The 11,623-nt window shown below is 39.8% G+C and carries 6 protein-coding genes; 5 read left to right on the forward strand and 1 reads right to left on the reverse strand.

Translation table 11 applies throughout. The features are described from left to right. Together KUG63_RS11660 and KUG63_RS11665 are read left to right on the forward strand one after the other, a co-directional pair. A complete protein-coding gene (locus KUG63_RS11660) occupies window positions 1-1,191 on the forward strand; it encodes an O-succinylhomoserine sulfhydrylase (RefSeq protein WP_287555424.1) in 1,191 nt (396 codons plus the stop codon). 209 nt (window positions 1,192-1,400) lie between these two features. Beyond that, window positions 1,401-2,120 (forward strand): YebC/PmpR family DNA-binding transcriptional regulator, encoded by a 720-nt coding sequence (locus KUG63_RS11665; protein ID WP_287555426.1) that lies wholly within the window; start codon window positions 1,401-1,403, stop codon window positions 2,118-2,120. Window positions 2,121-2,350: 230 nt separating this feature from the next. On the opposite strand, the gene KUG63_RS11670 is transcribed toward KUG63_RS11665, so the two are convergent. Beyond that, window positions 2,351-3,118, reverse strand: a complete 768-nt coding sequence (locus KUG63_RS11670; protein WP_015005901.1) for an NRDE family protein — start codon at window positions 3,116-3,118, stop codon at window positions 2,351-2,353. A 155-nt stretch (window positions 3,119-3,273) separates the two neighbouring features. On the opposite strand from KUG63_RS11670, the gene acnB reads away from it, so the two are divergent. The 3 genes from acnB (at window position 3,274) to KUG63_RS11685 (ending at window position 11,346) form a co-directional block, all read left to right on the forward strand. Next, window positions 3,274-5,871 carry a bifunctional aconitate hydratase 2/2-methylisocitrate dehydratase gene (gene acnB, locus KUG63_RS11675; RefSeq protein ID WP_287555428.1) on the forward strand — a complete coding sequence of 866 codons (2,598 nt, stop codon included), beginning with the start codon at window positions 3,274-3,276 and terminating at the stop codon, window positions 5,869-5,871. Between the two features lie 536 nt (window positions 5,872-6,407). Continuing rightward, complete coding sequence (locus KUG63_RS11680) at window positions 6,408-9,686, forward strand: PAS domain S-box protein (protein WP_287555429.1); 3,279 nt, start codon at window positions 6,408-6,410, stop codon at window positions 9,684-9,686. Further along, window positions 9,673-11,346, forward strand: a complete 1,674-nt coding sequence (locus tag KUG63_RS11685) for an EAL domain-containing protein (protein WP_287555431.1) — start codon at window positions 9,673-9,675, stop codon at window positions 11,344-11,346. The genes KUG63_RS11680 and KUG63_RS11685 overlap by 14 nt, the downstream gene beginning before the upstream one ends. Window positions 11,347-11,623: the final 277 nt, after the last annotated feature.

Below are 11,623 nucleotides of genomic sequence, written 5' to 3' on the forward strand. Positions count from 1 at the left end.
ATGTCAGATATTGATTGGCAAGATTACTCCATTGAAACGCAGGGTGTTAGAGCAGGTCAGCACAGAACGCCAGAAAATGAACATAGTGATGCAATTTTTCCAACGTCGAGTTATGTTTTTGGTAGCGCACAAGAGGCCTTTGAGAGATTTTCAGGAAAAGCTGCGGGTAATATTTATTCGCGTTTTACAAACCCTACAGTTAGAGCTTTCGAAAATCGCCTTGCTGTAATGGAAGGCGCCGAACGTGCAATGGCAACATCGTCAGGCATGGCGGCGATTAATGTTGTTTGTTTAGGCTTGTTAAGCGCCGGTGATCACGTCATTTGTTCGCGTAGCGTTTTTGGAAATACTGCATTGATGTTTAAAAATATCATGCAAAAATTTGCCGTAGAGACCACCTTTATAGATCTCGATGATATCAACGCATGGGCGTCAGCAATAAAGCCAAATACAAGGTTTCTTTTTTTAGAAACACCATCTAACCCTCTTGGCAATGTAGCAGATATAAAAGCACTAGCCGAATTAGCACATGCCAATGGTGCGTTGCTTATCGTTGATAATGTTTATTGTACGCCGGCCTTGCAAAAACCACTGAGCTTAGGCGCTGATTTGGTTGTTCACTCGGCGACTAAATATATAGATGGTCAAGGTCGCTGTATTGGTGGTGCTGTTGTTGGCAATAACGCACTGATAGAAGAAAAAATTTATCCAATTTTACGTACCGCAGGTCATACGATGAGCCCATTTAATGCATGGGTATTTCATAAAGGCTTAGAGACTCTATCGTTACGGATGGAAAAACATTGTTCCAATGCACTGATTGTTGCGAGATGGTTAGAACAGCAATCGAATGTTGAAAAAGTCTATTACACTGGCTTAGCTAATCATCCACAACATGAGCTTGCTAAGCAGCAACAAAGCGGTTTTGGTGGCATTGTTAGCTTTGAAGTAAAGGGCGGTAAAAACAATGCTTGGAAAGTTATTGATATGACGCAGATGATTTCGATAACCGCTAACCTAGGTGATGTAAAAAGCATGATTACTCACCCATCGACCACAACACATGGACGTCTAACCGAAGATGAGCGTAACAAAGCTGGTATAACAGACGCCTTAATACGCTTAGGCGTTGGCTTAGAAAATGCTGGCGATATAACAGCAGATTTACATCGAGGTCTGTCATCCTTTTAATGTTTTCTATTGGCATCTAAAAAACCAAAGACGTTGAAGTTTATCGGTTTCTTTAAATCACAAAAAAGTTGTCTTAATGCAAGCAGACTAACCAAGACATTCTAATGGTCGGTTGATATTAATCGACGTAAGCGCACTTTCAACATTCACATGTATTGCGCTTAGCTTTAAAATAAACAGTAAATAAATTAATTCGGAGTATCAATCGCATGGGTAGAGCCTACCAAAACCGCAAAGAGTCTATGGCTAAAACGTCTGATATGAAGGCGAAGGTTTATAGCCGTTATGGGCGTGAGATTTATGTTAGCGCAAAGTCAGGTGGTGTTGACCCTGAAGGTAATTTGGCACTTCGTAGCTTAATTGACCGCGCGAAAAAAGACCAAGTGCCTGCTCATGTTATTGAAAAGGCGATTGATAAAGCAAAAGGCGGTGGTGGCGAAGATTATTCTCCCGCACGTTATGAAGGGTATGGGCCCGGTGGAAGTATGGCTATTATTGATTGTCTAACTGATAACCCAAATCGTACGTTTGGTGATGTTCGCCAAGCGTTTACTAAAACAAAATGTAAAATTGGCACGCAAGGTAGCGTAAGTCATATGTTTGATCATTCTGCCATTCTAGTGTTTAAACACGATAATGAAGAAGCGGTTTTAGAGATACTAATGGATGCAGACGTAGACGTAACAGATATTGAAAATGAAAATGGTAAAATTTCCGTTTTTGCGTTACCTACCGACTACTTTAAGGCAAAACAAGCATTGCTTGATAAGCTAGGAGAAATTGATTTTGAAGTAGATGAAATCCAGTTTATTCCACAGGCATTTACTACTATGACAGGCGATGATGTAGAACTGTTTGAAAAGTTTCTTGCCATGTTGGATGATTTAGATGATGTGCAACAGGTGTATCACAACGTTGAGCTCAACTAGAAAGGACGGCCTAGTTATTAAGTAAGGGAATGCAGCAAATTGTTCTCAATTGAGATAGTCAGAAGGATGCTTGGATAAGCAATTTGAGCACTCAAAAATAACTGCCTAATTAATGAAGACCGCATTAAAACCCAAAATTTAAATGCTGTGTACCAAGTTGGTTACGCGTATCGTTTAGTGCTTGATTAGTCGGCTGTCATGTTTATGTTGGTTGATAAAAAAGTTTTAGTTTATCTAGTTATTAGCTCAATTTCTTCTTTTACATCACCTGTTATTTCTCCACTCGAGTCATAACTTATTTCTAGAAACTTAACACTTAGTTCATCAACAGTTAGTAATGTGGTGCACCGTGTACCGTAATCTTTCCCTTGAATAAAAATAGGTGATAAGAAACGCTCAAATTCGAGGCTAATCCCGGTGTTAGGTAAATCTTGGTCATTAGCTTGGGTTTGCGACTGCATCGTACTTAATAACTCAAATGGGTCGATTTTGTTGCTTGCTAACGATTTTTCTACGGCCGCTGTAGCGGTAGATAATTTTGGCCACGGGGTATTTAAGGAGGCATTACAAAGCCCATGAATACCAGCAGGTACTTGTTGAACATGTAACGAGTCATTAGAGTAATACCACAAGCCAGTGTGATCCATTAATAATAAATTGAATAACCCGTAATCAGCACGCCGTTTTTTTAGTTTTTCTATGAAGTCTGGAGCTGTGGATTGTTGAGATAAGAAATCACGCACTAAATGGCCGCGGGATAGTTTTGTATTTTCTATAAAGGGAGGTTTCCGCACATTAGTTAGTGCTGCTAGTCGGCCTGAGGTATCGGTACTTAACCAACTACCGCCAGCAACATGGTCTATGCCACCGAAAATATGCGGTTGATCTGGCCAATAACCAGCGGCTTGTGTTGCACGCTGATAATATTCGTCACGGTTAGCAACTAGCACTAATTTATAGAGGTCGTTTGGTTGGTATTTAAAAATGATTAGGCACATTGAGAATTGTGATATTTGTTTTAAATAACCGCATGTGTATATAAAACACCTTATCGCTAAACCTGTCAATTTTGAGTGCTAAATGCTAAAATATTCACCCTGATTGGTAAGTATTGCTTGCTTAAAGCCCCAAATTTTAAACCTAGGAGTGATCTGTGTTAGAAGAATATCGTAAACATGTAAATGAACGAGCTGCTTTGGGTATTGTTCCAAAGCCACTGGATGCCGAGCAAGTTGCTGGCCTTGTTGAGTTATTAAAAGCGCCGCCAGCAGGAGAAGAAGAGTTCTTGCTTGATTTGATCATTAATCGCGTACCAGCAGGAGTAGATGAAGCTGCTTATGTAAAAGCAGGTTTTTTAGCGGCTATCGCAAAAGGCGAAGCATCTTCTCCATTAATCGACCGAGTTAGAGCCACTGAGTTGTTAGGCACCATGTTAGGTGGCTACAATATTATGCCATTGGTTGAACTTCTTGATGACGCAGAACTTGCCGAAACAGCTGCAGATCAGCTGTCTCAGATTCTACTCGTGTTTGATGCTTTTCATGATGTTCAAGAAAAGGCAGAGGCTGGCAATGCTGCTGCTAAACGTGTGATTCAATCATGGGCAGATGCCGAATGGTTTACCAATAAAAAACCGCTTGCCGAAAAGTTAACCGTTAAAGTATTTGAAGTCACTGGTGAAACTAATACTGATGACTTATCACCAGCCCCTGATGCATGGTCTCGTCCTGATATTCCTTTACACGCGCTTGCGATGCTTAAAATGCCACGTGAAGGCATTCAACCAGATGTCCCAGGTGAAAGAGGACCAATCGCTCAAATTGACGAAATGGAAAAAGACGGTATTCCTCTCGCCTATGTAGGTGATGTTGTCGGCACAGGCTCCTCTCGTAAATCTGCTACTAACTCAGTGTTGTGGTTTATGGGTGATGATATTCCTTACATCCCTAATAAACGTGCGGGTGGTGTTTGTATTGGTGGCAAAATTGCGCCAATTTTCTTTAACACAATGGAAGATTCAGGCGCATTACCGATTGAAATGGATGTGTCTAAATTACACATGAATGATGTTATTGATATTTATCCTTATGAAGGAAAAGTCACTAAAAGTGGCACCGATGAAGTGTTGGCTGAATTCAAATTAAAATCAAACGTGATTCTTGATGAAGTTCAGGCTGGTGGCCGTATTCCTTTAATTATTGGACGTGGTTTAACATTACGCGCACGTAAATCACTTGGCTTGGAAGCATCAGAGATATTTAGAACTCCAGAAGCTCACGAAGATAGTGGTAAAGGCTTCACCTTAGCGCAAAAAATGGTTGGCAAAGCCTGTGGCGTAAAAGGGATTAGAGCTGGCGTTTACTGCGAACCACATATGACGACTGTTGGTTCACAAGATACAACCGGCCCGATGACTCGTGACGAGTTGAAAGATTTGGCTTGCTTAGGTTTCTCAGCAGACCTAGTGATGCAATCTTTCTGTCATACTGCGGCTTACCCTAAGCCAGTTGATGTTACAACTCACCACACCTTGCCAGACTTTATTATGAATCGTGGTGGCGTGCCGTTACGTCCGGGCGATGGAATTATCCATTCATGGTTAAACCGTATGTTGCTTCCAGATACTGTCGGTACTGGTGGTGACTCTCATACACGTTTCCCATTAGGTATTTCATTCCCTGCTGGTTCTGGTCTAGTAGCCTTTGCTGCAGCAACAGGTGTTATGCCATTGGATATGCCAGAGTCTGTTTTGGTTCGCTTTACTGGTGAAATGCAACCAGGAATTACGCTACGCGATATGGTCAATGCTATTCCTTTAGCGGCTATCGACAAAGGTTTACTAACGGTAGCGAAAGAAGGCAAAATTAATGCTTTCTCTGGTCGTATTCTTGAAATTGAAGGCTTACCTGATTTGAAAGTTGAGCAAGCATTTGAACTATCGGATGCTTCTGCCGAGCGTTCAGCGGCCGGCTGTACTATTAAGTTAAACAAAGAACCTATCATTGAATATCTGAATTCAAATATCACCATGTTGAAATGGATGATTGCTGAAGGTTATGGTGATGTTAGAACGATTGAACGTCGCATTACTTCAATGGAAGAATGGCTGGCTAATCCAGAACTAATGGAAGCCGATGCCGATGCTGAATATGCAGAAATCATTGAAATTAACATGAGCGATATTCACGAGCCTATTCTTGCATGCCCTAATGACCCTGATGATGTCAAAACATTATCAGATGTTGCTGGTACAAAGATTGATGAAGTTTTTATCGGTTCTTGTATGACAAATATTGGTCATTTCCGAGCAGCGGGTAACTTATTGCAAGAGTATGGCGGTGTAACCCCAACTCGTTTGTGGATTGCACCTCCAACTAAAATGGATGAGGCGCAATTGACAGCAGAAGGTTATTACAATATTTATGGAACATCAGGTGCACGTACTGAAATGCCAGGGTGTTCGCTTTGCATGGGGAACCAAGCACGTGTTGCAGAGAAGTCTACAGTTATTTCAACCTCTACACGTAACTTCCCTAATCGTTTAGGAAATGGTGCTTTTGTCTACTTAGCGTCGGCAGAACTGGCAGCAGTGGGGGCAATATTAGGTAAGATTCCAACTAAAGAAGAGTATATGGAATACGCCAATAAAATTGATACCATGGCGGATGAAACATACCGATACTTAAACTTTGATCAAATTGAAGAGTATCAAAAATCAGCGGATACAGTGAAGATTGCTGCTAAAGCTTGATATTGCTAGATAGTTAGGTAAGAAAAAAGGCGCTGTTTTAACAGCGCCTTTTTTTGTGATATTGTTTTTTCAAATGATTTTAAATTCATCTAAAAAAATGATGCGTGAATTTTGCAGTATGAAAGGCTCTGGGGATATTCAAATCAACTTATTATTTAATGTACCCCAGTCATAGATGGGTGAATGAACTGAATAAAGTTGTTTATCAATAATTTAATGATACAGTTATATATAAATTCCCGCTGTTTTACTTAGTTTCAAGTTTCGGGCAATATACCAATAAATATTATTATTTTGGTAAAAGTGAAACTCCATATGAATAGTAGATAAGGACTATGTTGATTTAGAAAAAAGGAATATTTTCGATTTTATTAACTTGGAGCGTTCTTAATGAGACTAAGTACCCGTTTATCCATTATTGTTTTTAGCCTTGGCTTAACAATAACTGTACTTAATTTATATGCTGTAAGACATGAGGTCCTCCAACAGCAAACACACACACACACAGAATATTTGCTGAAACGTTAGTTCGCACCATGGCGAGTGTGGTTGCCGATGATGTGATTAATGGTGATAAGGAGCAATTAACACAAATGCTGCAGGTTGCTCAAAACTACAAGAATAACTCGATTGAGTATTTGTATGTTATAGATAGGGAGGGTCATCTTTTTGCCCATTCATATGATACAGACTTCCCTAAATTTTTAAATAAACAGATTGCTAAGTACCCATCAACACTGAATGGTTCGAGACCAATTAATCTCGTTGCTCAATATAATATTGAAAATCGGGGGCTTATTTATGAATATGCTGTTGCACTAACTCCCAGCCTTTCGGGGCAAATGCACCTTGGATTAAACCAAACGAAAATTCAGGTAGCTGTTAATACGGCTAGTAAAAAAACACTCTTCTTCGGTATGGTGTTATCTATGCTATTTACATTGCTAGCATGGCTCGCTACTCGCTATGTAGTTCGTCCAATTGAACAAATTTCCACTACGTTACAGAATTATCAACCTGGGGGAAGTATCGACTTTTCATTTAAGCAATCAGACGCCCTAGATATTCAAACACTTAAGTACTCGTTAAAAGAAGCTTTCAATTCTCGTGATTACTATGAAAACCTTTTAAAGCAACGAGAACAAGACTTAGAGGTGACATTGAGTAGTATTGGAGATGCGGTTATTACTACTGATGAACAGGGACATGTGACTCGAATGAACCATGTTGCAGAAACGTTAACTGGCTGGTCAATAGAAGAAGCGCAAGGGCAGACAGTCAAAACAATTTTTCCTATTATCAATGCGTCTACAAAAGAGCCAATACCAAACCCTGTGGAAAAGGTACTCGAAACCGGTGAGACGGTTTATTTGAGTAACCATACGACCTTAATATCAAAAGAAGGTGATGAATATCAAATTGCAGACTCAGCAGCAGCTATTCGTGATGTAAATAATAATATTTTGGGCATGGTGTTAGTGTTTAATGATGTAACTGAGCAGTATGAGTTACGCCAAGCAGCGCTTCAAGCTCAACAGCAAGTTGAAAAAGCATTTAATGATATGCAGACGATGGTCGCTGTCCTAGATACTGATTTTAGAGTTACTTTTATCAATAATACGCCGCTAGAATCTCTCAGTCTTAAAGCAGAGGATGTTATTGGGAAAGAATTTTGGATGAATGACTGGTTTACTTATAACTCAGCTCTCCAAAAGACTATTCAGAGTGATTGTATCGAAGCCTTTAATGGGCGAAAGACGCTACGCGATATTGAGATAATGACTAATAACGGTGTACTGGCTCTTCAGATAGGCTTTCACCCTATACGCGATGAGAACAATAAAGTTACTCAGTTAGTAGCTGAAGGTGTTGATGTCAGTGTACGTAAGCACCTGGAAACTGAGATGCGCGCATCAATGCAGCACCTACAGCTATATCGCGAACAAACGCCATTGGCAGCTATAGAATGGAGCATCGATTTTGAGGTTGTTAATTGGAATAAAGCGGCAGAGTTAATGTTTGGTTACACACTCAAAGAAGTCGAAGGGCGTAACTTTTCCGACATGATATTACCAGAAAGTGCAGTGATAGATGTCGATAAAATATGGCAGGGCTTGATGACGAATACGGGTGGTAAAAACAGTAGAAATGAGAATGTTACAAAAGAAGGCAAGATCATCTTATGTGAGTGGTATAACAACCCGCTGATTAATGAGTCAGGTCAGGTGATTGGTGCAGTCTCGCTGGTTCGAGATATAACACAGGAACATGCTTCGCAACAAGCATTGATGAAAAGTGAACAAGAGCAACGCGATATTCTGGACACACTCAGGGACGGCATTATTACGCTTAGTGAGACGGGGGTCATACAGTCCTTTAACCGCGCTGCCGAGCATTTATTTGGTGTAAGTAGCGTAGAAGCAATTGGTCAAAATATATCGATATTAGTACGTGAAAAAGATGAAGGTCAGCCTGAGGGTTATAGTCAAGCAAACGCCATGTGTCTTTTAGCTGGTTCTCGCGAAGCTGTTGGTGTATACAAAAAAAACACCACATTCCCTATGCGCCTTACCCTTGCAGAGTTGCCAGTTTCAGCTAATGGACAACACCGATTTGCCTGTTCATGCCAAGACTTAACTGAAATAAAGTCTCAGCAAGCTCAGATTCAACGGGCACAGAAAATGGATGCTTTAGGCAAACTGGTGGGTGGTATAGCGCACGATTACAATAATATGTTGGGGGTTATTTTAGGTTATACCAGTCTCATGGAAATGAAATTTTCCAATGTTAAAGGTTTGCAAAAATACATTGGAAATATAAGCCAGGCAGGGGAACGAGCAAGACAGTTGACTAAGCGGATGCTTGCTTTTTCTAAGCAAAAGAGCACAGAGGCTGAAGCCGAAGCCGAAGCGGTTGATGTTAATAGTCTAGTGGATGATCAAAAAGATCTAATTAACAAGTCACTAACAGCAATGATCACAGTTCATTACCAACTGTGTGACTCACTAGGGCTTATATGGATTGATAAAAGTGAACTTGAAGACACGTTGCTGAATTTAGTGATCAATGCTAAACATGCCATGCCAGATGGAGGGCAACTAACTGTTAGTACAGGTGCCGTGCACCTTTCTCAGATAGAGGCAGAGATGCTTGGATTAACTGAAAATGATTATATAACATTATCGGTTAAAGATAATGGCTGCGGAATAGATAAAGACATTGTAGATTTCATCTTTGACCCATTCTTTACGACGAAAGGTATTGATGGAACAGGGCTTGGTTTAAGCCAAGTATATGGTTTTGCAGGGCGATCTGGCGGTACGATAAAAGTATATTCAGAAAAAGGCCTAGGCAGTGAGTTTACCTTATATTTCCCTCTGTATCGTGGTGAGGAAAGGAATGATACTGGCCCTATTGAAGTAAAACCATATCGTCAAGGTGAAGGGCAAGCAATTTTAGTCGTCGATGACGAACCTGCTTTACGAAAGCTAGCTCTAGAAATTTTAACGTTGGCTGGCTATCAAGTGTTGCTAGCAAGAAATGGTAACGAGGCTATAGAGATGTTAGCAACAACGAAATTTGACTTGGTTTTAAGTGATGTCATTATGCCTCAAATGGATGGTTATCAGCTTGCGAAGCATATCAAAGAAAATTATCCGAGTATTAAAGTTCAATTGGCTACGGGCTTTAGCAGTAATCGTCACTCAGCAATGAAAGATAAAAGTTTGCAGAACAACATGATGTATAAACCGTATCGTACAGGTGAATTGCTAAGGCGAGTTTCAACGTTGATCTATGGTAATGATGATGATTGAAGTTAAAAGTTATGAGCTATGGCATTGGGCTCCAGAGATGAGTGTAGGGATAGATGCTATTGATAAATATCACAAACGCTTATTTCAGTTATTTTATGAAGCTCATGTGATAGCCGAGAATGGGGGTGAGAGGGCGCTGCTAAATAAATTAGCAATGGGCCTTCTCCTATATGGAGAATCATATTTTACGCGTAAAGAAGCTATTATGCAGTCATTGAGTTACCCGTTTGCTGATAGTGAAGTCGCTCTTCACCAAATGATAAGTCAAGAATTACACCAGAAATTCAAAAATACCGTTAAAGCAAATGGGGACATTGCAGGGTTCATTGTGTATCTAAAAGACTGTTTTATAGAGTATCTAAATAAAACGAATCAACATATTAAGCGGTTTAGCAAGGAGCATGAACGAGAAATTGAAGACGCTCTAAATGTAGATGGGTTTCTTACGCTACCAGAGGAAATTATTATTTATGTGGTAGATGATGAGCCGCAACAAGTTGAAATGCTTAAAGAATTGATTGAGGTAGCTGGGTTTTCTGCAAAAGGTTTTACATCGGCAGTTGAGTTTATCAATCAGCCTGTTAGTAGTGATGATATTGTTGTGCTTGATTTAAATATGCCAGAAATGGATGGTATCGAAGTGATGAGGCACCTTCATGCAAAAGGAAGCGTGCCAAGTTATGTACTGATTAGTGGATTTGATGAGAAAGTGTTACATTCCGCTAGACAATTTGCTGATGCAAAAAAAGTGGTCGTTGCTAGAACATTAACAAAACCACTGGAGCCATATAGTTTTATTGATGAAATAAAGCAAATATATACCCATAAGAAGATCATGCTTGATAAAACTGACCTTTCTCCATTAATCTCAACATCTAGCACATCATTATTTACTCTGGCAGATTTACAGCACGCAATTGAGTCTCACTATTTGATTATTTTTTATCAGCCACAGATTGAATTAAGGTCAGGGAAAGTAGTTGGTTTTGAAGCATTAGTTCGTTTGCAACACCCCGAGCGTGGCATGATATTTCCGGATCAATTTATAGGTCTAGCAGAACAAAATAATCTGATTTCAAGTATTACCAATGAAGTGATAGATTTGGTCATCACTGATTACGGCTTATTTTGTGAAAAAGGTATTGAACCAAACATTTCAATTAACATTTCTGCACAAGATTTATTGGATTTATCTTTACCAGAGCAATTAAGTACGAGGCTAGCTAATGTTGGTATCCCAACAGGAGCCATTACTTTTGAGTTAACAGAATCAGCAGTTTTAACATCTATTTCTGACTCGCTAGATATTATGAATAGACTCCGAATGAAAGGCTTTGCCTTATCAATTGATGATTTTGGTACAGGTCACTCATCACTTGTGCAACTTTACCAAGCACCCTTTACAGAGCTGAAAATTGACCGTAGCTTTGTGATGAAAATGTTAGACGATGACGAAGCAATGTCTATCGTCAAAGTTTGCATTTACCTTGCTAAAGAATTAAAAGTGGAAACGGTTGCTGAAGGTGTTGAAACAGAGGAGATATGGAATAAACTAAAGGAGCTAGGCTGTGACATTGCGCAAGGCTTCTACCGCGCAAAACCAATGTCATTAAAAGCGTGTTGTGATTGGTTAACGACAGAGTTTAATATCAAGAGTTAGCGTGAACCATGTTTAGCGGCTTGATAGCAAAAACAATTCGAACATAATGATATTAAACCGAAAGAAAGTCTCTATAAGGTTTAACTAAAAATGTAAATAATAAGCGCCTTTAAAAGGTTTGAGGTTAGCAGAAATTTGTACGAAGGAGCATTTTTGAAAAATGGACCAATCGGCTGGTTTGTTAGATAGAAGTGGTTCCACTAATTAGGACAACCTGCTTAGGAGTTATTTTCCCAGTTAATCATGCCGCGATTAACGGCATGATGGTTTCATAATA

This window comes from Cycloclasticus sp. (assembly GCF_019090545.1).
GTDB lineage: Bacteria > Pseudomonadota > Gammaproteobacteria > Methylococcales > Cycloclasticaceae > Cycloclasticus > Cycloclasticus pugetii.